General features: G+C 62.3%; 18 protein-coding genes and 1 pseudogene. 12 read left to right on the top strand and 7 right to left on the bottom strand.

Annotated elements, in window-relative coordinates; genetic code table 11:
• Positions 1-50: 50 nt before the first annotated feature.
• A pseudogene (locus BPHY_RS39620) lies at positions 51-1,197 on the top strand (IS3 family transposase); the annotation flags it as partial.
• Positions 1,198-1,648: 451 nt separating this feature from the next.
• On the top strand, positions 1,649-2,977 hold the full coding sequence (locus tag BPHY_RS18360; protein ID WP_012402943.1) for a PQQ-dependent sugar dehydrogenase: 1,329 nt from the start codon (positions 1,649-1,651) through the stop codon (positions 2,975-2,977).
• 22 nt (positions 2,978-2,999) lie between these two features.
• Here the strand turns inward: BPHY_RS18360 and BPHY_RS18355 are convergent, their stop codons facing one another.
• The 5 genes from BPHY_RS18355 to BPHY_RS18335 form a co-directional block, all read right to left on the bottom strand.
• Entirely contained in the window at positions 3,000-3,311 is a 312-nt protein-coding gene (locus BPHY_RS18355; RefSeq protein ID WP_012402942.1) for a DUF4148 domain-containing protein, read from the bottom strand.
• Between the two features lie 157 nt (positions 3,312-3,468).
• Positions 3,469-4,572 carry a lipocalin-like domain-containing protein gene (locus tag BPHY_RS18350; protein ID WP_012402941.1) on the bottom strand — a complete coding sequence of 368 codons (1,104 nt, stop codon included), beginning with the start codon at positions 4,570-4,572 and terminating at the stop codon, positions 3,469-3,471.
• Positions 4,572-7,148, bottom strand: a complete 2,577-nt coding sequence (locus BPHY_RS18345) for an FtsX-like permease family protein (RefSeq protein WP_012402940.1) — start codon at positions 7,146-7,148, stop codon at positions 4,572-4,574. The genes BPHY_RS18350 and BPHY_RS18345 overlap by 1 nt, the downstream gene beginning before the upstream one ends.
• Complete coding sequence (locus BPHY_RS18340) at positions 7,141-7,857, bottom strand: ABC transporter ATP-binding protein (RefSeq protein WP_012402939.1); 717 nt, start codon at positions 7,855-7,857, stop codon at positions 7,141-7,143. Before BPHY_RS18340 ends, BPHY_RS18345 begins: the two co-directional genes overlap by 8 nt.
• 26 nt (positions 7,858-7,883) lie before the next feature.
• On the bottom strand, positions 7,884-9,353 hold the full coding sequence (locus BPHY_RS18335; protein WP_012402938.1) for a mechanosensitive ion channel family protein: 1,470 nt from the start codon (positions 9,351-9,353) through the stop codon (positions 7,884-7,886).
• 500 nt (positions 9,354-9,853) lie between these two features.
• Here BPHY_RS18335 and BPHY_RS18330 point away from each other — a divergent pair, with 500 nt between their 5' ends.
• Positions 9,854-10,207, top strand: coding sequence for a DUF1428 domain-containing protein (locus BPHY_RS18330; RefSeq protein ID WP_012402937.1), 354 nt, complete (start codon positions 9,854-9,856; stop codon positions 10,205-10,207).
• Between the two features lie 16 nt (positions 10,208-10,223).
• Here BPHY_RS18330 and BPHY_RS18325 read toward each other — a convergent pair whose 3' ends face one another.
• The gene (locus BPHY_RS18325) at positions 10,224-11,576 is read right to left on the bottom strand and encodes a metallophosphoesterase family protein (RefSeq protein ID WP_012402936.1); all 1,353 of its coding nucleotides are present in this window, start codon (positions 11,574-11,576) and stop codon (positions 10,224-10,226) included.
• A gap of 167 nt (positions 11,577-11,743) precedes the next feature.
• Here BPHY_RS18325 and BPHY_RS18320 point away from each other — a divergent pair, with 167 nt between their 5' ends.
• The 4 genes from BPHY_RS18320 (at position 11,744) to oxlT (ending at position 15,535) form a co-directional block, all read left to right on the top strand.
• A complete protein-coding gene (locus BPHY_RS18320) occupies positions 11,744-12,475 on the top strand; it encodes a hypothetical protein (RefSeq protein ID WP_012402935.1) in 732 nt (243 codons plus the stop codon).
• Positions 12,476-12,543: 68 nt separating this feature from the next.
• Positions 12,544-12,843 (top strand): hypothetical protein, encoded by a 300-nt coding sequence (locus tag BPHY_RS18315; protein WP_041764370.1) that lies wholly within the window; start codon positions 12,544-12,546, stop codon positions 12,841-12,843.
• Positions 12,844-13,041: 198 nt separating this feature from the next.
• Positions 13,042-13,761, top strand: a complete 720-nt coding sequence (locus BPHY_RS18310) for a GntR family transcriptional regulator (RefSeq protein WP_012402934.1) — start codon at positions 13,042-13,044, stop codon at positions 13,759-13,761.
• A gap of 454 nt (positions 13,762-14,215) precedes the next feature.
• On the top strand, positions 14,216-15,535 hold the full coding sequence (gene oxlT / locus BPHY_RS18305) for an oxalate/formate MFS antiporter (protein ID WP_012402933.1): 1,320 nt from the start codon (positions 14,216-14,218) through the stop codon (positions 15,533-15,535).
• 764 nt (positions 15,536-16,299) lie between these two features.
• Here oxlT and BPHY_RS18300 read toward each other — a convergent pair.
• Positions 16,300-16,680 carry a hypothetical protein gene (locus BPHY_RS18300; protein WP_041765057.1) on the bottom strand — a complete coding sequence of 127 codons (381 nt, stop codon included), beginning with the start codon at positions 16,678-16,680 and terminating at the stop codon, positions 16,300-16,302.
• A gap of 278 nt (positions 16,681-16,958) precedes the next feature.
• Here BPHY_RS18300 and BPHY_RS18295 point away from each other — a divergent pair, with 278 nt between their 5' ends.
• From BPHY_RS18295 to BPHY_RS18275, 5 genes are all read left to right on the top strand, one after another.
• A complete protein-coding gene (locus BPHY_RS18295; protein ID WP_012402931.1) occupies positions 16,959-17,678 on the top strand; it encodes a GntR family transcriptional regulator in 720 nt (239 codons plus the stop codon).
• Positions 17,679-17,908: 230 nt separating this feature from the next.
• Complete coding sequence (gene oxc / locus BPHY_RS18290; RefSeq protein ID WP_012402930.1) at positions 17,909-19,648, top strand: oxalyl-CoA decarboxylase; 1,740 nt, start codon at positions 17,909-17,911, stop codon at positions 19,646-19,648.
• A 26-nt stretch (positions 19,649-19,674) separates the two neighbouring features.
• Complete coding sequence (frc, locus tag BPHY_RS18285) at positions 19,675-20,925, top strand: formyl-CoA transferase (protein WP_012402929.1); 1,251 nt, start codon at positions 19,675-19,677, stop codon at positions 20,923-20,925.
• A 122-nt stretch (positions 20,926-21,047) separates the two neighbouring features.
• Positions 21,048-21,479, top strand: a complete 432-nt coding sequence (locus BPHY_RS18280; RefSeq protein ID WP_012402928.1) for a PAS sensor domain-containing protein — start codon at positions 21,048-21,050, stop codon at positions 21,477-21,479.
• Between the two features lies 1 nt (position 21,480).
• Positions 21,481-21,819 (top strand): hypothetical protein, encoded by a 339-nt coding sequence (locus tag BPHY_RS18275; RefSeq protein ID WP_244257844.1) that lies wholly within the window; start codon positions 21,481-21,483, stop codon positions 21,817-21,819.
• Positions 21,820-22,353: the final 534 nt, after the last annotated feature.

The following is a 22,353-nucleotide window of genomic DNA, read 5'->3' as shown; positions in this document are numbered from 1 at the left end:
ATTGACCCGGCAAAACGGACACCTATTCTTTGGAGAAGGAGGTGCCGAAAATGGGCAGACATCGTACGCCATACCCGGCAGAGTTCCGGGCGCACATGGTGGAGCTGGTAAGGGCCGGGCGCAGACCGGAAGACCTGGAAAAAGAGTTCGAGCCGACGGCGCAGACCATCTACAACTGGGTCGCGCAGGCCGATCGTGATGCTGGTGTGCGTCACGACGGGCTGACCACGGCCGAACGGCAGGAGCTGACGAAGCTGCGTCGTGAGAACCGGCAGCTCAGGATGGAGCGCGATATTCTCTCGCAGGCGGCGGCCTGGTTCGCGCGGGAGACGGGCGCCGTGCCGCCGAAGGGCGGTACGGATTCATGAGCGCGAACCGGGCCCGCTGGCCCATCGTCACGATGGCGCGACTGTTGGGAGTCTCGACCAGCGGCTTCTACGCGTGGCGGATACGCGAAGCGTCGCACCACACGTGCAGTATGCGCAACTGCTCGCACGTATCCGTACCCTACATGCAAGCTCACGCGGCACGTATGGTGCGCCCCGTATTCACGCGCAACTCGCGCGTGAAGGCGTACACGTTGGACGCAAGCGGGTAGCGCGACTGATGCGCATGGCAGGGCTGTGTGGCGTGAGCCGGGGCCGCTGGCCACGTACCACGCGCCCACGTGCGGGAGCCCGACGCGCACCGGATCTGGTACGCCGGCACTTCAGCGCTGACGCTGTGAACGTGCTGTGGGTGGCTGACGCGACCTACGTGCCTACCGATGAAGGCTTTCTGTATCTGGCCGTGGTGCTGGACGTATTCAGCAGGCGCATCGTCGGCTGGGCGATGTCGAACCATCTGTACACGGAACTGATGCTGCGTGCGCTGGACATGGCGTTGCAGCAGCGGCGCCACGAGGCCGTCATTCTACATTCCGATCAGGGCTGTCAATACACCTCGATTGCCTTTGGGCGGCGTTGTCGCGAAGCGGGCGTGCAGCCGTCGATGGGCACAGCGGGTGATGCGTATGACAACGCGATGTGCGAGTCGTTCTTCGGCACACTCGAGGCCGAACTACTCTGTCGCGAACACTTCGCCACCCACGAACAGGCCAGGCGACGCATCTTCTCCTTTCTGGAGAGCTGGTACAACATTCGTCGCCTTCACAGCAGCATCGGCTACTGCTCACCGCTCGAATTCGAAAACCTGCATGCGCAAAAACAAAGATCGTCGCCGCGCGGGTTGTCCACCGGCGGGCAGCGTCGTGGTCGTGAGAAGCGACCCGCCGCCCGCCCGTGGACAACCCGCGAGTCAACGTCATCAGGAGGATCCATCGCATACTGAATCCAACTGCAAATCTATCCGTGAAAACGGGTCAACCTCAAGGCATAGGCCAGCACGTGAAAGAGAGACCGGGTGGTGCTCCACGAGTCCCAATTCGGCGTCCCGATCGCGCCACGCCGTCCAGCCTGCTCGCCTCCACACCGCACCACGCAAACCGCGCCGCATCAAGCACTTACGGACGCTACCCCAAGCTTGTCCACAGGCCTCTCAACAGAATCTGTGGATAGCTGTATCTGGGCAAGACGTTTGCTGGGCAGTTGCTATTTGCCTCATTTGCATCGACTGCACCCATCGCATCCACGCTGACGCTGGAGGTTCCATGCGCATCCATTCCACTTTCATCGCGGCCCTGGTCGTTCCGCTCGCCGCGTGCGGGACGCCATCGACGGCACCGGAAGAAGCGAGCTTCGGCCCGTCGCCGACACTGCCCGCTCCCGATACGTCGCTGATCCCGACAATCCACGTTGCACCTGTCGAGGCGCGTCCGAAGGGAACGCATCCGACAGCACCGCCCGGCTTTGCCGTCACGCCGTTCGCCGCGAATCTGGAGCATCCGCGCTGGCTCTACACGCTGCCGAACGGCGATGTGCTGGTCGCCGAGACCAACACGCCGGAACCGCACGACACCGGGCGCGGCCTCATCGGCTGGATCACGAAGCAGTTTCAGAAGCGGGCGGGCGCGGGCGTGCCGAGCCCCGACCGGATCGTGCTGTTGCGCGACACCAATGGCGACGGCATCGCCGACGAGCAATACGCATTCATCGAGGATTTGCATTCGCCGTTCGGCATGGCGCTGATCGGCAACCATCTATATGTCGCCGATACGGACGCGCTGCTGCGTTTCGAATACGACATCGGTGAAACGCACATCCCGTCGCCAGGCGTGAAGGTGGCGGATCTGCCTGCCGGCCCGATCAACCATCACTGGACCAAAAACATTCTTGCGAGCCGCGACGGCGAGCGGCTCTACATCACGGTCGGATCGAACAGCAATGCCGCCGAAAACGGCGTCGAGGCGGAAGCAGACCGTGCGCGCATTCTCGAGTTCGATATCGCGAGCGGCACGATGCGCCCGTTCGCAACGGGACTGCGCAACCCGAACGGAATGGCGTGGCAACCGGAATCGGGCGTGCTATGGACGGCCGTCAATGAACGCGACGAACTCGGCAACAATCTCGTACCCGACTATATGACGTCGGTGAAGCAGGGCGCGTTCTACGGTTTTCCGTTCAGCTACTATGGCGCGCACGTCGATACGCGCGTGAAGCCGCAGAACCCCGAGATGGTTGCACGCGCCGTCGTGCCCGACTATGCGCTCGGCAATCACACGGCTTCTCTGGGACTCGCGTTCTATGACGGCAAGCTGTTCCCGAACCGCTATCGCGGTGGCGCGTTCATCGGTCAGCACGGCTCATGGAACCGAAAGCCATACGCGGGATACAAGGTGATTTTCGTGCCGTTCAAAAAGGGCGAACCGGCGGGCGGCCCGGAAGATTTTCTGACCGGCTTTCTAACGCCGGACGGGCACGCGCTCGGACGGCCTGTCGGCGTCGCGCTGGATGCGCGCGGCGCGCTGCTCGTTGCCGACGATGTCGGCAACGTCGTGTGGCGAGTCGCGCCCGCGACGGAAACGGCGGGCGCGAAATAGAAGCGAACGGGGCCGACGAGACTTACGGACGGCCGTACATCGCATTCCAGTCCGCAGCCGATACGCCCGGCCGGCCCGCTTGCGATACGCCGTTCGCAACCCCGCCGTAGCCGCTCGCAGCACCGTTCTGCGCGTTCACGCGTGCTTGTGCAGCTTGCAATTCATCTGGGTAATGCGCTTCCGTGCCTGCGCCCGGACGGTAGCCGGCCTGTTCCAGTTGAACCAGTTCGGCGCGAACCTGCGCGCGCGTGACCGGCTGGTTCGCCTGAGCGAAAGATACGGCAGGCATAGCGAGCACGGCGGCGATGGCAACAGCCTTGATAAGCGACTTCATGATGACCTCCAACTTTGCTTTGACTTTGCGAACAGCCCTGTTCGCGATCAGTGTGAAAGCAGTGTAGGTAAGTAGCCGCTTAAGATTAAGCCCATCCAGTGGAAGTGACTTTTCCAAAATTAAGGGTTTACCCCTAAACGCTTTGTGGAGGCCGGTCTCAGCGCCGATCGAGCCTGAGTTGTTTACCGTAGCCCGTGAGTTCGAGATAGCCGTGTCCCGCCTGTTGCCCGTTGCGACTCACGGTGACGGCGCCTTCCCAGTACAGCGCGCCCGTCGATTCGCGCGAATCCAGTTCCTGGTCGTCGAGCAAAGGCGTCAGCTGCCAGCGGGTGTCGCCCGTTCGGACGACGGTCGCGACGGGATACTGCGTGCCCGTGCGCGGCGACCGCCATTGGCGTGCAGGCGTGAAGTCGACCTCGCCGGGACCGTACTGAGTCACGCGGCCATCGGCGGCGCGCAGCGCGGCATGCGCCCATACCGCATGTCCGTCCACGCCGCGTACCTTGAACGCCATCAGCGCGGCACCGTCCGACAGGTTCGCGCCGAGCCAGTCCCAACCAGCGGCATCGTGTGCGAGCAGCGTGCTCGACCATTCATGATCGAGCCACACGCTGCCCGTGACGGGCGTCGGTTTGGCGGCGCGGCTGACGCCGTCGGCGGCCGGGCGCGTGACGCTGCCCGTGACGCGCAGTTGCGGCTCGCTGTAGTAGTAGCTCGCCTGTTCCGCCAGCGGCCCTTTTCGCGAGTAGCCATTGTCGCCCTGAAGCAGCGGCGCCTGCGTCGGCGTGAACGTCAGATGCAGCGCGAAGCCGGCGGCGTCGGCGTACACGTCGTAGCGGCCGTCCGACGCGCGGATCATGCGCCATGTGTCGAGCCGGATATCGGTGTTGCCGGGCTTCGCGTATGCGAGTCCGAAACCTTCTCGCGCGATCTTCTGATCGTGCACGAGCCGTCCGAGTTTCGGATCGCTCAGGGCCGCGTGCGCGATGATCAGCTGGGTTGGTGCGAACGCGCTCGGATCGGTTGCCGGGTGGCCCGTCGCAGAGCGGAAGAAGGTGATCTGGAAACCGAGCGGCTGATGATCGGGCGTGTCGAGCCAACCCGTCGCGTACCACCATTCGGTGCGATATGCGGGATGCGCGCCGGCATCGCGCGGCAGTTCAATGGCCTTGCCCGGCGAGACGGCGGCGAACTGCGGCTCGGCCGCAAAGACGAGCGACGCGCTGAACACATACGCCAACGCGAATAAGCGAAACGGCATCACCAGTCCTCCCTGACCGCGCGCACGGCATCGACGGAAACGGCCTGGCGGCCCGCCGCCACGGCTGTCGTGCACGACGACGCGAGCATCACGAGCGCGAGCAAGGACAGCAGCAGCCACGGCACGTGCAGCGACATGCTCCAGTGGAACGACTGCGGATTGACGACGAACACGAGGATCAGGCTGATCGCAAAGCCAAGCACGCACCCCATCGCGATGCCGAGCGCGGTGAGCATGCCGCCTTCCGTCGCGAGCAGCGCGAGAATCTGTCCGCGCGTCACGCCGACATGGCGCAGCATGCCGAACTCGCGCGAGCGCGACAGCGTCTGCGCCGAGAATGTGGCGGCGACACCGAACAATCCGATCACGATGGCAACGGCCTCCAGCAGATACGTGACGGCAAAGCTGCGGTCAAAAATGGTCAAGGTGCGCGCGCGGATGTCGCCGGGTTGCGCGAAGTCGAGCGCGTTCGCGAACGGCAGCGTGCGCAACGCGGCGATTGCCTGCGCGGCGCTGATGCCGGGATCGAGCGTGAGCGCGGCTTCGGTGGCGCTGGTGTCGCTCGTCAGACGCCGATAGTCGGCGAGACGGATTTGCAGTGCGCCCGTCTGCCGAACGTAATCGCGCCAGATGCCAGCCACGACGACACGTACGCCGCTGTGTTCGCCGATCGGCAGCGTCAGCCGTTGACCGACCCGATAGCCGTACAGATCGACCATCGCTTCCGACGCCCACACGGGTGTCTCGCCTTCGCGCCACGCGGAGGGTGGCAAGGGCGTGCCCGTGATCTGCAAGTTCGCGCCGGGATCGGCCGCATCGATTTCGCGCGCGAGCAAGGCGATGGACGGGCGCGACGGATCGAGTAGCAGTTGCGATGTGCGCGCAAACGCTGCGTGACGTATGCCGCGCGTCGCGGCGAGTTGCGTCTGTTGCTGCAGGTTGAGGCCGCCCGTGTCGCCGTTCGCCGCGACGCGCACGTAGACGTCGGCGGACAGCAGATGCGCGAGCCAGTCTTCGACGGACACGCGAAAGCTCGCCACCATGATCGCCATCGCGACGATCAGCGTAAAGCTCGACAGCACACCGCCCATTGCAATCGATGCCTGGCCCGGCGCATTCGCGAGCCGCGCGAGCGCCAGCGCGGTCACAGGCGCGCGCCGCCGTCCGTTGCCTGCGCGGCTCAGTGCGCGAAACAGCATCGACGTGACGCGCGGCATCAATGCAATGCCGCCGATCAGCAGCAGCGCGACGGCGAGGTAACCCGCGACGGGCACATCGAAGACGGGCGGCACCTGGGTCAGCCCCACGCCGAGCGCCAGGCAGACGAGCGCGGGCCACGGCGTCGACAGCTTGCCGAGCGCGGCTTCCTCGCCCCCCGCTTTCAGCGCGGGCGCAGGATGGGCGCGCGCCGCTTCGAGCGCGGGCACCAAAGTGCCGAGCAGCGACACGCCGATTCCAAGCGCGACGAAGATCGCGCTGGCGAGCAGCTCGAAGCGGACGGCCGGCTGGACGCCGGGGAAATAGCCGCCACCCAGGTCGCTGCCGAAAAAGCGCAGTACGGCATGCGCGAGCGCAAATCCGAGCGCGATGCCCGCAATCGAACCGAGCGTGCCGAGCAACGCGCCTTCGAGCAGGATCTGCCGAAGCAGTTGTGCGCGGGTGATGCCGAGCACACGCAGCATTGCCAATTGCGCGCGCCGCCGCACCACGCCGAGCGCCTGCGTCGAGAACACGAGAAACGCGCCCGTGAACAGCGCGACGAGCGCGAGCACGTTCATGTTGATCCGATAGGCGCGCGACAGCCGGTCGGTGCGGCTCTCGACATCGCGTGTCTCGCCCACCACGAAGCGACTGCCGAGCCGATCCTGCAAGTCGCGCCGGAAGCGTTCGCGATCGACACCGCGTTCGAGTTGCAGATCGACGCGCGACAGTTTGCCGACTCGGCCAAAGCGCCATTGCGCGGCAGCGATATCCATCACCGCGATGCGCTGTCCGGGCCGCGCTCTGACGATGCTGCCTGCGACGCGCAGGCGTACGTCGGAGGTGCCGCTGCGCAAGGTCAGCCGATCGCCGCTGCGCACGCCCAGCCATTGCTGCGCGGCGGGCGAGAGGAAGATCGCGTCGTCGGCTAGCGCATCGAGCGTCGTGTCGCTGGCTGGCACGCCCGTCAGGTCGGGCGCGATGCGGCTTGAACGGAACACGTCGATGCCGAGGACTTTCAGCGGCGCAGTGCGGTCGGGCACGGTCACGTCGAGTTCCAGCACGGGGCTGGCAAGTGCAACCCCGGCCAGGGTCGCGAGTTGCGGATAGGCGCGTTCGTCGAGTGTGGGCTGCGTGCCGCGCACCTGCAGATCTGCCTGTCCCGACAGACTGCGCGCGGCTGCCGAGAACTCGTTGAAGGCGGCGCTGTTGATCAACTGCACTGCATAGCCGAGCGCGACGCCGAGTGCGATTGTCGCGATCGCGATCAGCGCCCGGCCTTTGTGGCTGCGCCATTCGGCGGAGAGCAGCCAGCGGGTGAGCGTGCCCAGGCCGTGGCGCGCGGGCGCCGTTGCATTGAGTGCGGCGTCATTCATGCGAGGGGCGAGCCGCGTGCGCTTGCGGATCGTCTGCGGCGTGCAGCTTGCCGTCGCTGAGTATGAGCACGCGATCGGCGAAAGCGGCGGCGGCTTCCGAGTGCGTCACCATCATCGTGGCCGCGCCGTTCGCCTTGGTTTCTTCGCGCAGCAGCGCGAGCACCTCGTGTGCAGTGTCGGGGTCGAGATTGCCGGTTGGCTCGTCGGCGAGAATCAACGTCGGGCGATGCACGAGCGCGCGCGCGATCGCGACCCGTTGCAGTTCGCCGCCCGATAGCTGGCGAGGCAGATCGTCATTGCGCCCTGCGAGACCGACGGCTGCGAGCATGTCGTGGGCGCGCTGCGGCGCGAGGCCGTTCAGCAGCAGCGGCAGCGCGACGTTTTGTTCGAGCGTCAGATGGGGGAGCACATGGAAGGCTTGAAACACGAAGCCTAGTTTCTGGCGACGCAGGCGCGTTGCAGCATCGTCATCGAGTGTGGAGATCGGCGTGCCGTCGATCAGCACATCGCCCGAGTCGGCGCGATCCAGGCCCGCGATCAGGTTCAATAGCGTCGACTTGCCGACGCCTGAGTCGCCCATGATGGCTACGAATTCGCCCGCGGCGAGCTTGACGTCCAGGCGGTCCAGTACCGTTCGAGTCGCTGTGTAGGTTTTGCTCAACGAGCGGCATTCTAATGCTGACGGTTTGTGCGTGGGCGATACGTGCATTGGGGGCTCTTCGACAAAAGAAAACGCTAGAACGTCAGATCATGCAACTTCCTCATTCCATCTAACAGCCACTGAAAAACAGACTGCTCCGACTGCGCCACAGGCGTTGGCGTCCCGAGCTTATCCAACGTATCCCTCCGACGAGAAAGCATCTGGCACATGAGCCGAGCCACATCCGGCTGATCCTTCAGCAATGGCGTCAAATCATCCTTGTTCAACTGAAAAACCGTCGACGCCGTCAGCGCCGAAATCGTCACGCGCGCTGGCATGCCCGCCAGTAGACCCGCTTCGCCCAGCGCATCGCCGGGCCCGAGCCGCGTCACCTCGACCGGCCCCGACGCGTCTTCAGCCACGACGGACAGCACGCCCGAATCGACGATCGTCAACTGGTCGAGCACCTTGTCCGGCGTCACGACCGTGTCGCCCCGTTCGTAGTCGCGGCGCGACAGCAGCGGCGCAAGGCGCTTGAGTTCGTCCTGCGTCAACGCGGCAAACATCTCCACGCGACGCAACAGGTGCATGCGCGGATCGGTCTCCGGCGCAGCCGCTGCCAACGGCTGCGCATAACCGGCACCCAGCGGCCGAAGCGCAACGCCCGCCGCCTCGAGCTGGCGATAGCACAGGTCGTAAAGCTCGTTCGTCACCGCGAGCTTCTTGCTCATGTCGTCGACGTACGCCGTGGCTTCGTAAGTCACGGATATGGCGCTGGTCCGCTTCACGAGCGCATACGGCGCCGGGTCGGCGATCACCGCACGCACGCCCGCAAGCGCGGCTTCGAGCGCGGCCAGCACAGTGCCCGGGCGGGCTTCGGGCGTGATTTCCAGCAGGATGGTGATGCCGTGCAGCGTCGGCGGCCGGCTGCTGTTCGTGATCTTCGCCTTCGCCGCGACGGCGTTAGGCACGATCACGATGTTGCCCTGCGACGTCAACAGATGCGTTGCGCGCCAGTTCATCTCCAGCACCTTGCCCTCGACGCCGTCGATAGCGACCCAGTTGCCGATGTGATACGGCTCCGTCGTGTTGATCACGATGCCGGCGAATACGTCGCTGAGCGTGCTCTGGATCGCCAGGCCGAGCACGATGGCGAGCGCGCCCGAGGTTGCAACGAGCCCGCGCACGGGCAACTCGAGTACGAATCCGAGCGCGGCGACGACGGCCGCCAGAAACACGAGCGCACCGAACACGTCCTGAAAGAGCCGTTGACGGCGCCAGGTCTTCGGCAGCAGCAATGTGTCGAGCGCAAGACTCAGCAGGCGCGCGCCCATCAGCCACCAGATAATCTCCAGCACCTGACCGAGCACGTGCAGCGGCTTCGAATCCGCATACGGCGCCTTCGAAAACGGACTCAAGCCCGAGTTGAACAGCAGCGAGCTGAGCGCGGCATAGACGCACAGGCGGACCAGCAGGCGCGCGACTTCGTTCTTGGGTATCGCGCAACGCCAGATCGCAACATCGAACGCGACGAGCGCAAAGCCGAAAATCAGCGGATTGTTCACGCACACTCCGTAGCGGGGTTGAACGGTCGACAAGACGTGCAGCGCATTTGCTGCGACAGTAGCACGGCCTCCGTCGCGCGGCATGACGGCCCGGCCCATGCAGCCGTCGCTACACATTCGAGCCCAGTTTTTACGTCATTTTTTATTGCCGCGCAGAACAGAGGTCCACGCAGACGGTGCGTCCTTCGGTGACCCGCGAGGCATGCCGCGTCCTCGCTATGTCGCTTCAGGTTGAACGAAATATCGCTACTTGAGCGGCGCAACGGTCACGGTCAACGAACGTTGCTCGTCCTGAACTCAGGGCCGGCTCCCGTCCATGATCGCTCGACGCCGCGCAATGATGACGCCGGCACGCGCTCCAAGCCGCAGCGGTGCATTCGAAAACGCGAAAATCTTCGCGAGCCTGTCGATTGGCGCCCGGATCGTTCGTCGTGTGTATAGGACCGGGCGGCGGCGCGTTGTATGCCCGGGTTCGACAACCTCGCACAGGAGCGTTGCAAATGAACTATGTGGACGGATTCGTTCTTGCCGTCAAGGCGGAGAATCGCGACCTTTACCGCAGGCATGCTACTACCGCGGCAGGCGTTTTCAAGGAATATGGCGCACTGAAGGTCGTCGAATGCTGGGGCGACGATGTGCCCGAAGGCAAGCTCACGTCGTTTCCGATGGCCGTGAAGCGCGAGCCGGACGAAGTCGTGGTGTTCTCGTGGGTGGAGTGGCCTTCGCGCGCGGAGCGCGACGAAGGCATGAAAAAAGTCATGGCCGATCCGCGCCTTCAACCCGATGTGATGACCATGCCGTTCGACGGCAAGCGGCTGATCTACGGCGGCTTCGAAGTGATCGTTGACGTATGAACGCGTCGACGCTGCGCTAGAGCATCTCCGTGAACATGGGCGTCGTGCCGTCGCTGCTTTCGTAGTATTCCGCCGACGCCTGCGCATGTTGCGTACCTTGGCCGAGCCGGATGATCGTGAAGCCGTGCATGTAGACCTTGTTCGCTTCCTTCAGCAAAACGCTCTGCAGCGCGGGCGGATTGACGATGCGCGGGTCCGACGCGTTTTCCGGACCGTCGACGAGCACAGGCACGGCGCCGTGTCCGATACAGCGGCCGCGGGTCAAGCCGAGGTACGGCTGATAGATGCTCAGGTTGTGCTCGTGGCCCCAGAACCATGCGGAGACCGGCTGCCTGGCGGCTTGCGCGAAGCGCTGGAAGCTCGCCAGCAGCTTCGGGTTGTGCGCGATGAGCTTGTTGCCCGGCTGGAGCGGTCCGATCTGCGATAGCGCGGAAAACAGCTGATGGTGCGACAGAAGGATCGTCTTGCCGCTGAATTCGGCGATACGTTCGGTAATCCAGTCTTCTTCGTCGTTTTCGAGGAATGTCAGCATGTCATTGCCGACGATCGGGATGTAATCGTGCAGCCCGGTGTCCATCGCGATGAATTGCCAGTCGTCGTTGCGCAGACAGAAGAAACTCGCGGGCTGACGGCGCGCGTGATCGTTGAGCGTGTCGATCAGCCCGTAATAGCCTGCGCCGCCCGAGTACATGTCGTGATTGCCGGCGAGCGTGTAGACGGGCACATCCTTCGTGCTGCGCGCGAGTACGACGTCGACGATGTTTCTGAAGTTTGCATCGCATTCCTCCGGCGTTCCCGAATAGTAGATGTCGCCGAGATGGATCACGATGTCGGGGTTCTGCAGCGCCGCCTGTTGCAGCAGATCGACGGCGACTTGCGTGCCCGTGCCCCAGTCCGCGATCAGCGCGACGGTCGCGCCCGCTTTCAGCGGCAGTGTGACGGGCCCGATCATGGCCGCGCGCCGATATGGAATCGACGCACGCTTGCCGTCGGGTCCGAAGAACGCCATATAGCTCTCGATGACCTTGAGCCAGGCGGGATCGCAGACGTTGAAGCGGAGATCGTCCTCGATGCTGGAGGCGCCCGCCGTATCGCCGCGGGCGCGCGCCTGCAGCAGCGCGAAGGCCATCTTCGCGCACGTCCAGGCGTCTTGCGCGATGCCTCCGGGCGCGGCGTCGGGCAGCGGCGGCTGTCCTTGCGTTTGCGACGTCAATGAGCCGATTGCCGCGGCTGCGTTGACGAGCGCGTTGTCCGTGCCGGGCCGCGTGACGAGGGCCGTGGAAGGCGTCGTGTGGCGCACGACCTGATCGACGGCTGACTGAAACAGCGAGACGAACTGATCGCGGAAACTCTCCGGTTCGACGGCCATGTGGCGCTCTCCAATGAATTGATTTGTGTATGCCGGTTTGCGGCATTTTTATTCGACTTTCGAAAGCTGGCAGTAATATTCGTGCAATTGAGGCGGCGCGCGAGCTCAATGATCTTCAGCTAACATCAGGACGATTGGCTCGGGGCAATTTGCATGAAGGGCGACGCGTGATCAGATATAGCCGGGCGTTTTTCGAACTGCAATGGCAATTTGCCGAACGCGTCGCCGTTATCTCGGGCATGCCGCGCGAGCAGGCGCTAATGCATTACACGAATTTCTATATCCGTTTTGGATTGGGCCGACAATTCGATGCCAACCATGACGTGTGGCGAATATATATCGATGGCTTGTCCAATGCAGCGGACCCAGTGGACTGGAGTGGGCGTTTCTATCTCGCGCGGCCCGATGTGCCGCCGCCCTCACTGATTGCGGCATTCGGCTGCTTTTCATACTCGAATGCGGGCAATGATGCTATTCGGCTGCATTTCGCCAATACTGATTCGCGTGATTGCTCGCCGTTGAGCCGCGAGCGTATCGGCGAAAGGCGCGGTGAATTGCGCACGCTATTCGATCACGTCGATTACACCCGACAAACCCAGCCGGCCATCAAGCGCGTTCTCGGCGCGTCGTGGCTCTACAATCTGCCCGCTTATCGCAGCCTTTTTCCTTCCAGCTATATAGAAACGGCGCGCGAACTGTCGTCACGCTTTCAGAACATGCCGTTGTGGGGGCAATTCCTCGACCGGCACGGCAACGTGCGGCCGGACATGAGGGCGCGATTTCTGGAACGGCTCGCGAGGCAGACAAGCCTGCATGAGCTCGCGCAGTGCTTTCCATGGCGCGCGCTGGCCGTTGACGCGTCCATCGCGCTGTTCGACGGCTTTTACCGCGCGCATTGATTCGCTCAAGCTTTTCGCGCCGCTGCCGATAACGTGACTGCCGTCCCTCATGCAAAGCCATAACGAAGATGCGTTTGACCAAGACCGAGTCCGTCCTTTCCGTCGTTGCCGTGTTCGCCGTCTTCGGTTTCAGCGGTTGGCTCCACACCGAGATGAAGCATGCCGCGCGTGAGCGTAACCGGCACGATATCGGCACGATTGTCGATGCGGCCTGCGCGAATCTGAACGCCGCCGAACTCGAATCCAGCGACAGCGGCCGGCTTCAATGCGGCACGATTGCGGTTGAAGCGCCGCGCGAAGCTTCAGCGGCACCCGAGGCGTTGACGGCGGCCGAGACGGGTGCTGCGTCGACGGTTCCCAATCCCTGACTCCCGGCTGGACGCTGGGCCGGGCCAGTGCGCGTGCGGCTGACGTCGACAATACCTCACAGGCTGATATACTAAATACATTCATAGTCCGCGTGACGGCGACGGGAACAGGCAGCATGCGGATACGGGGGCGGCGCAGTACGCCGCTCGAATCAACTTATGGTGCTCATTTCGCACCGACCGGATCAGAGGCGATGCATGTCGTCAGAACTGGGCAGCCAGCCCGCGGCCACGCCGTTTACCCTGTCATTGCAACCCATCGGTACGAGCGCCAGCCTGCGCGACCGCGCATACGCGATGTTGCGTCAGGCCATCGCCGATGCCGATATCTACGCGTCGCGTGAAGAGATTCGCCTCGACGACCGCGCGCTGAGCGAATCGCTGGGCGTGAGCCGCACGCCCGTGCGCGAGGCGATGACGCTGCTCGAACAGGAAGGCTTCGTGCGCACGATACCGCGTCGCGGCATCTACATCGTGCGCAAGAGCAAGCGTGAGATTGTCGAGATGGTGCAGATGTGGGCCGCGCTGGAAAGCATGGCTGCGCGCCTTGCGACGCTGCATGCCACGGACGAGGAAATCGCGCGGCTGCGTCACATGTTCGACCAGTTCCGCGATTCGACGCCCGCCGAACATATCGCCGAGTACTCGGATGCGAACATCGCGTTCCATCAGGCCATCGTCGAACTGTCGAAGTCGCAGATCATTCTCGACACGATCAAGAACATCTTCATTCATGTGCGTGCGATCCGGCGCATGACGATTTCGCAGAGCGACCGCGCGTCGCGCTCGATCGTCGATCACCTGCGCATCATCGAGGCACTGGAGAAGCGCGATACCGAACTCGCCGAGCGTCTGACGCGCCAGCATTCGCTCGATCTCGCCGCATTCATCGAAGCGAATTGCGACTTCCTCGACTGAGCGTCGTCCTTCGCGCAAGTCGCGTCTCCCCTTTGATTCGCCGTTGATCGATCGCGGACATCCTTTGCGGATGTTCGCGTCTTCCCTCATTGCCAACCGGTATGCTCCTTTGCGCGCCCCGCGCCATCGCATCTATAAACGATCGCGAATAGTGTCGATAACTTTCTTTAATTATTCGCAATCGGCCGCGGCCCCTACGATGGTTCCGCCCGGTAGTGGTCTGACATCAGGGTTAACGCGTGCGATTGCAGATTCATGAGCATTGCATTGGGGAAAATCCGCAGGCCGCTGGAATAAAAATGTAAAGACTGACAACCTGTTTGAATGGTTAACTACGCAGGTCTGTCGAAAGTCCCTGGCGCCGGGTAGAAGAAAACCAGTAAGGCGAATGCAGCGGCGCTGTCACGAACGCGCGGCCAGCATTGACACAATATAGAAAGCGGAGACGATGCTCATGAATGGAAACACCCGACAGGCGACGGGGAGCGGTTTGCTCTCGAACCGTTGGTGTCAGCTGGTTATCGGCATGCTGTGCATGGCGCTGGTCGCTAACCTTCAATACGCCTGGACGCTCTTTGTTGCGCCGATGAACGCGCGGCATCACTGGGGCGAAGCATCAATTCAGCTTGCGTTCTCGATCTTCATTCTCACGGAAACGTGGCTCGTGCCCGTCGAAGGGTGGCTCGTCGACCGTTTCGGTCCACGTCCTGTCGTGGCGGGCGGCGCAATCTGCGCGGGCCTTGCATGGATGATGTTCGCGCATGCGACGACGCTGCCCGAACTGTACATCGGCTCGGTGATCGCAGGCATCGGCGCGGGCGGCGTGTATGGCACGTGCGTCGGCAACGCGCTGAAGTGGTTTCCGGACAAGCGCGGTCTCGCGGCCGGTCTGACGGCTGCGGGCTTCGGTGCAGGCGCTGCCGTCACGGTGATTCCGATTGCGAACATGATTACGCGCTCGGGTTACGAGCACACGTTCCTGTTTTTCGGCATTCTGCAGGGCGTTGCGATTTTCGTGCTGGCTCTGTTGTTGCACAAGCCGGTGGCGCGTGCGACGAGCAACGTGAAGCGCAAGTTCGCGGTGAGCAAGGTCGACTACACGCCGGGACAGATGATCAAGACGCCGGTGTTCTGGGTGATCTACGTGTCGTTTGTCGCGGTGGCTGCGGGCGGTCTGATGGCGACGGCGCAGATTGGTCCGATTGCGAAGGACTGGGGTCTCGCGAAGCTGCCGATGACGATGTTCGGCATGACGCTGCCGCTGCTGACGATGACATTATCGATCGACAACATCTGCAATGGCTTCACGCGTCCGCTGTGCGGTTTCATCTCGGACAAGATCGGCCGTGAGAACACGATGTTTGCGATCTTCATCGGCGAAGGCCTCGCGCTGCTGGGCATGATGCAGTACGGCCAGAACCCGTATGCGTTCATGACGTTCGCGGCGTTGATCTTCCTGTTCTGGGGCGAGATCTTCTCGATCTTTCCGGCGATTTGCGCGGACACGTTCGGCAGCAAGTTCGCGGCATCGAATGCGGGCACCTTGTATACCGCGAAGGGGACGGCTGCTTTGCTCGTGCCGCTGGCATCGGTGTTGTCCGGTGCTGGCGGGTGGAGCCTTGTGTTTATCGTGTCGGCTGTGATTACGATTGCTGCCGGCGTGTCGGCGAAGTTCGTGCTGGCGCCGATGCGGGCCCGGTGGATCTTGGGGAGTGCCGCGAGTTCCTCTTCGGCGGGTTCTTCATCCCGGTTGAGTGCTAGTTCTGGCGAGTGATCGTTGTCTGGCGGTTTCGGTTTTGCCTTTGGCATTTCTTCGCTGGCATCCGCGTCTTGCTTCTGGTTTGCTGGCGTTGCCCCTGTGCGGGGCGGCACCTACTTTTCTTTGCCGCGGCAAAGAAAAGTAGGCAAAAGAAAGCCGCTCACACCGCCAGCCCGTGTCATTACCCACGGGCCCTCCACGTCCCCGTCCTCCGTGCAGCAACGCGCTAGCTGGCGCGCGTTGCCAGCGCTTTGAACGAGCGCATCACCCACTCCAGTCACCCGTAATAGAGCCAGCGGCAGCGAACCGTCTGCGCCGCCCAGGTGGCAAACTGTATATAGGGGATCGCACCGCATGCGTTGCCGATCCTGCGACACCGATGCCGCTTCTCAGTCCGGAGTGGTGCACTTTGATCGCGACGGCCTACATAGAGTTTGCCACCTGGGCGGCCGTCGACTTCCTGGTAAGGCAGTCCGTGACGCGGGAGTGTAGAGCGGGTGACGCGTGCACGCTGGCAACGCACTTGAAATAGCACGCTGCCGCGAGAACGACGGGGACGTGGAGGGCCCGTGGGTAAACGTGACGACGCTCGGTGTGAGCGGCTTTCTTTTGCCTACTTTTCTTTGCCACCGCAGCAAAGAAAAGTAGGTGCCGCCCCGCACAGGGGCAACGCATGAACTACGAAGACACAACGCGGATGCCAGCGAAAGCGAAAGCGAAAGCCAAAACCAAAAACCAAAAAATCCAAACCGGCAACGCCGCGCCGCAGGCAAGGAATCTTATGCTCCGGCCAGCGCTGGCACCCCATCGTCGGCGAAATACTGCGAAATCGAAAACACCGGGCGCCCGGCGCGAGCCGCATCGTCAGATGCCTGAACCCGAGTCGGCAAGACAGCAGCCGTATGCGCACTCTTCTTCGCAAGAATCGCCGCACTCAAAAACTCAGCGCTGTATGCATTTAGCAAATGCGCCTGCTGCGCCTGAAGATAAGCCACAACGCGTGCATGCTCGCCATCGATCGTCGCGAGCGACGTCAATGTGTCAGCGTCCCAGCGGAAGCGCAGTCCAAGGTCGGCAAATGCGCTGTTGAACGCGCACAACTGCCTCTCGACCGCCTGGTCGTAATCGTTCCGGTGTTGATCGTGTGCGTTGCGCATCATCGCCTCCATGTCATCGATTGCCGTGGAGACAGCATAGGTGGCACGATCAATTAATGATAGTTAAAGTTTTCTTTGAAAACCATTAACTAACGTGTATGTAAAAACCGCTGCATACCTAGGGTGCAGGAGAATTGGTTACATTGAGATATGTGATATACAGTATTGCACATATATAAAGCGACTTACGCAGACACGCACAAAGGCTCAAAGACGACGCCGCATCCGGCGCCCAGCGAGTGGGCCACTACCGTTTTCGACATCGAGGAGACAAGTCGACCATGTCCACCGACACGCAAGAAAATGTCCGCGCGGTCCCGTTGAGCCTGAATCTCACGCCGATCAACGCGACGGCCTCGCTGCGCGATCAGGCGTACGCCCGGCTCAAGCAGGCGATCGCGAACACCGACATCTATCACTCGCGTGAAGAAGTGCGCCTGGATGAAAAAGAGCTGACGGAAGCACTCGGCGTAAGCCGCACGCCCGTGCGCGAGGCGATGACGCTACTCGAGCAGGAAGGCTTTCTGCGCACTGTGCCGCGCCGCGGCGTCTACATCCTGCGAAAAACCAAGAAAGAGATCGTCGAGATGATCTGCATGTGGGCCGCGCTCGAAAGCGTGGCCGCCCGGCTCGCGACCCAGCGTGCGTCGAGCGACGACATCGCCAAGCTGCGCGCCATGTTCGACGACTTCCATTCCGCGACGCCAACCGATCACATCGAGGAGTACAGCGAGGTGAACATCGCGTTTCACCAGGCGCTCGTCGAACTGTCCGGTTCGCAGATCATCCTCGACACGATCAAGAACATTTTCATGCACGTGCGCGCGATACGCCGCATGACGATCGCGCAGAGCGACCGCGCGTCGCGTTCGATCGAAGACCACATGCGCATCATCGAGGCGCTCGAAGCACGCGACACGGAGCAAGTCGAAACGCTCGTGCGTCAGCACTCGCTCGACCTCGCGTTATACGTCGAAACGCATTGCGATTTTTTGGACTGAGGCCGCCGTCACACGACAAAAACGACGCAGCGCGACCCCAGGACTATCCCGTACGGGCGCTTGATGCAACGCACGATTCAGGCGCCCAGACCCCTCAGACACAAAGCCCGCGAGACCTTTTGCAATGCAGCAGCACCCGGTAGCACCTGCAAAAATTCGTTGACTAATATTGTGTTTGGAATATTGTATATCACGAGACGCACACAACACCCGGCCAAGGAGGAGACGTCATGGCAGATGTACTTGAGATCAGACCGCAAGAATCCGCTGAAGAGAACGCACAACAAATGACCGACGGTTTCCACCTCGTCATCGATGCGCTGAAAGCGAACGATATCGACACCATTTTTGGTCTGGTCGGCATTCCTATTACCGACCTTGCGCGCCTCGCGCAGGCCGAAGGAATGCGCTTTATCGGTTTCCGTCACGAGCAGCACGCAGGTCACGCAGCCGCCATCGCCGGCTACATGACGCAAAAGCCCGGCATCTGTCTCACGGTGTCCGCGCCGGGCTTCCTGAACGGCCTCACAGCGCTCGCCAACGCGACGACGAACTGCTTCCCGATGATCCTCATCAGCGGATCAAGCGAACGCGAAATCGTCGACCTGCAACAAGGCGACTACGAAGAAATGGATCAGCTGAACGCAGCGAAGCCGTATGCGAAGGCTGCGTATCGCGTGCTGCACGCTGAGGACATCGGCATCGGCCTCGCACGCGCCATCCGCGCTGCCGTGTCGGGCCGTCCGGGCGGTGTGTATCTCGACCTGCCCGCGAAGCTGCTGGCGCAGACCATCGACGCCGCGAAGGCGAAGCAGTCGATCGTCCGTGTGATCGACGCGGCGCCGCGCCAGCTGCCCGCCCCGGACTCCGTCAAGCGCGCGATCGATCTGCTGAAGAGCGCGAAGCGTCCGCTGGTGCTGCTCGGCAAGGGCGCATCGTATTCGCAGGCCGACAAGGAAATTCGCGCATTCATCGAAAAGACGGGCATTCCGTATCTGCCGATGTCGATGGCCAAGGGCCTGCTGCCCGACACGCACGAGCAATCGGCTTCCGCCGCGCGTTCGTTCGTGCTCGCCGAATCGGACGTCGTCGTGCTGATCGGCGCGCGCCTGAACTGGTTGCTGGCGCACGGCAAGGGCAAGACCTGGGGCAAGCCGAAGCAGTTCGTGCAGATCGATATCTCGGCGCAGGAAATGGACAGCAACGTCGCGATTGCGGCGCCCATCGTCGGCGACATCGGTTCATGCGTCGCATCGCTGCTCGACCAGGTCGGCGACGATTTCCCGCAGCCGCCGAAGGAATGGCTCGACGCCGTTAGCCAGAAGAAGAACACGAACCTGGAGAAGATGGCCGCGACGCTCGCGAAGAATCCGTCGCCGATGAACTTCCACAGCGCGCTGCGCGTGCTGCGCGACATCGTCAAGGAGAACCCGGACATCAACGTGGTGAACGAAGGCGCGAACACACTGGACTACGCGCGCGCCATCATCGACATGTACCAGCCGCGCAAGCGCTTCGACTCGGGTACGTGGGGCGTGATGGGTATCGGCATGGGCTTCGCGATCGGCGCAGCCGTGACGAGCGGCAAGCAGGTGCTCGCGATCGAAGGCGATAGCGCGTTCGGCTTCAGCGGCATGGAACTCGAAACGATCTGCCGTTACGAGCTGCCCGTGTGCACGATCATCTTCAACAACAACGGCGTATATCGCGGCACCGACGTGAACCCGACGGGCGGCAAGGATGTCGCGCCGACCGTGTTCGTCAAGGACGCGCGCTACGACAAGATGATCGAGGCATTCGGCGGTATCGGCTACAACGTGACGACGCCTGAAGAGCTCGAGAAGGCCGTCAAGGAAGCCATCGCTTCCGGAAAGCCGACGCTCATCAACGCAGTGATCGACGAAGCGGCAGGCACGGAAAGCGGACGCCTGACCAATCTGAATCCGCAAAGCGCGGCAATGAAAAAGTAACAGCAGCCAACCACGGAGATACAAAAGTGAGCAAACCACTCGAAGGCGTCAAGATCATCGACTTCACGCACGTCCAGGCAGGCCCGGCGTGCACCCAGTTGCTTGCCTGGTTCGGCGCGGATGTGATCAAGGTCGAACGCCCCGGTGCAGGCGACGTGACGCGCAACCAGTTGCGCGACATTCCCGACGCCGACGCGCTGTACTTCACGATGCTCAACAGCAACAAGCGTTCGCTGACGCTCGACACCAAGACGCAGGAAGGCAAGGAAGTGCTCGAACGTCTGATCAAGGAGTCGGACGTGCTGGTCGAGAACTTCGCACCGGGCGCGCTGGACCGCATGGGGTTCACGTGGGAGCGGATCAACGAACTGAATCCGAAGATGATCGTCGCCTCCGTCAAGGGCTTCAGCGACGGTCACCACTACGACGACCTGAAGGTCTATGAAAACGTCGCGCAGTGCGCTGGCGGCGCAGCGTCGACGACGGGTTTCTGGGACGGCCCGCCGACGGTCAGCGCAGCGGCGCTTGGCGACAGCAACACGGGTATGCACCTTGCCATCGGCATTCTCACGGCGCTGATCGGCCGCGACAAGACGGGCAAGGGCCAGAAGGTGGCCGTGTCGATGCAGGACAGCGTGATCAACCTGTGCCGCGTGAAGCTGCGCGACCAGCAGCGTCTGGATCGCGTGGGCTACCTCGAAGAGTATCCGCAGTACCCGCACGGCGAATTCACCGATGTCGTGCCGCGCGGCGGCAATGCAGGCGGCGGCGGTCAGCCGGGCTGGGTGCTGAAGTGCAAGGGCTGGGAAACAGATCCGAACGCGTACATCTACTTCACGGTTCAGGGCCACGCATGGGAGCCGATCTGCCGCGCCATCGGCAAGCCGGAATGGATTGACGATCCGGCCTATATGACGGCACAGGCACGTCAGCCGCACATCTTCGATATCTTCAACACGATCGAACAGTGGCTCGCTGACAAGACGAAGTTCGAAGCCGTCGATATTCTGCGCAAGTTCGACATTCCGTGTTCGCCCGTTCTGTCGATGAAGGAAATCGCCAACGATGAATCGCTGCGCAAGAGCGGCACGATCGTCGAAGTGGACCACAAGGCACGTGGCAAGTATCTGACGGTTGGCAGCCCGATCAAGTTCTCGGACATGAAGCCGGAAATCACGGGTTCGCCGCTGCTCGGCGAGCACACCGAAGAAGTGCTCGCGGGACTCGGTTACAGCTTCGAGCAGATCGCGAACATGCGGGAAGCGAAAGTGGTGTAATCGCAGGAGGTGTTCGAATGGGCTGCGTTGCGCTGAGGGCAGCGCAGTCCCGCTGAACAGCGCCCGCGTGGCGCTGTTTTCAACTGAGCGGCAGCTAAGTCAAATTACACACGAGCCCCTATATGCAAGCAGCCATCGACTATGAACAACTGGTGAACGCGATCGGCGATGCCGTCGTGATTTCGGACAAGAGCGGCGCAATCACGCTGTGGAATCCCGCAGCCGAGCGGATGTTCGGCTTCACGCAGGAAGAAGCACTCGGCAAATCGCTGGATCTGATCATTCCCGAACGTCTTCGCGGGCGTCACTGGGAAGGTTACGAAAAGACCATGTCGACGGGGCAGACGCGCTATGGCCACGAACTGTTGCGCGTGCCTTCCGTTCACAAGGACGGCCGTGCGCTGTCCATTGCTTTTACCGTTGCATTGCTTTACTCACCCGAGCGCGAGTTGACGGGCGTCGTCGCGGTGATCCGCGATGAAACCGCGCGCTTCCAGGAAGACCGCAGTCTGCGCAAGCGCATCGCGGAACTTGAGGCGCGCGTCGGCGCCTGAGGTGCCGGTTATTTTGTTGCCCGAAGGCGGCCACGTGGCGGGTCGCTTTGCGCTTCGCGCAGTCGTTTATATCTTGTTCATCGCCTTTGCGGCGATCGCACGGAGAATATCGATGCGTGTAGAAAACTTTGGACCGTATCAGCTCGAACTGTCTGCGATGCAGTTCATTCATAACGGTGGTTGGGCTGCTTTCGCAGAGGTTCGCAAGCTGGATGACGGGGCCGAGGTGCCCATTCCCGTTTTGCCTTTTCAACAGGTCGCCGATCACACTGTTTTTGCCACTGAGGCAGCTGCTATCGCTGCTGCGCGTGGAGCTGTTGTGGCTATGATTTCGCCGTAGGCGGTAGCGGTTTTTTTGTCTGCGACATAGCCGCCGCTTCTGGTTTTTTGCTGGCAAAAAAAGCCGCTCATACCGCCAGCCCGTGTGTTTACCCACGGGCCCCCAACGTCCCCGTCCTTTTAGCGGCAACGCGCATGCTCCACGCTCGTTGCTCTCGCTTCGACCATCGCCTCACCTGGTTCGCTCGCGACTTCGCCAGCCTGCGCGCTCGTATCGCTCGTGCCCACTGAGCGGAAGGTATTTACGTTGTCGCGCCGTTCAGGTCGCGGCACACAGGGAAACCGCGCTCTTCAATGGTCCGCTCTGCGAGCGCGTTGTGTACATCCTTTGTCACGGTGGGGAAATTTTCCATATTGTGGGCTTTGACGTCGGTGCATGAAATGGTTGGGCGCCGGGTCAGCGCAATTGCAATCGGCGCCTCGTTGCAAACTGCCGAATGCGATCTGGGGACCGTTAGGCGCTGTGTGTAAAAGTCGAGAGTTGGCGGTCCGGGCGGCGCCTTTTACCAACGCCTTTTGCCATTGCAGAGAAAAC

The organism is Paraburkholderia phymatum STM815 (assembly GCF_000020045.1).
Lineage (GTDB): Bacteria > Pseudomonadota > Gammaproteobacteria > Burkholderiales > Burkholderiaceae > Paraburkholderia > Paraburkholderia phymatum.
This window is presented reverse-complemented; position numbering and strand designations above follow the sequence as displayed.